Origin of the sequence: Mycobacterium sp. UM_11 (assembly GCF_001414075.1) — a bacterium.
Classification (GTDB): Bacteria; Actinomycetota; Actinomycetes; order Mycobacteriales; family Mycobacteriaceae; genus Mycobacterium.
The window spans coordinates 1-434 of the sequence record NZ_LATC01000244.1 but is presented as its reverse complement, the minus strand read 5'-3'; the positions used below and the strand labels follow the sequence as shown (position 1 = coordinate 434).

Here is a 434-nt window from a genome sequence, read left to right as displayed (position 1 = left end):
ACCGGGGTCTCGTCGTCGGGATTGCACGCCCCGGGGGCGGCCAGCTTGGCCAACATGGCCTCGATCGCGGCCCGCAGCTCGGGCGTCACCAGGCCGCTGAGGCGCGACATACCGTCGAAGTCCTGCTTGCCCAATGTGATTCCGCGCTTGCGGGCCCGCTCGGCGTCGCTGAAATCCCCATCGGGGTGCAGCCAGTCCATCACCCGCCGGGCGTATTTGGCCAACTCGTCGGGCCGATACCCGCCGGCCTTGGCGGCCAGATCGGCTTCGGCGGCCTGGCGGGTCAACGCGTCGACCTCGGCCGGCAGGTGGGCCAAAAAGCCGCGGATCACGTTGACGTGCGCGTCGCCGATCAGTCCCGCGCGTTGGCCGGCCGCGGTCGCGCTCAATTTCGGCGGCAACGGTTCGCCGGTCAGCGCCCGGCGCTGCCCGAG

General features: G+C 71.4%; 1 protein-coding gene. It reads right to left on the bottom strand.

Translation table 11 applies throughout. The annotated features are described in order from the left end of the window. Nucleotides 1–434, bottom strand: a 434-nt coding sequence (locus WU80_RS24845; protein ID WP_156371905.1) for a DUF222 domain-containing protein, incomplete at both ends; no start/stop codon positions are given.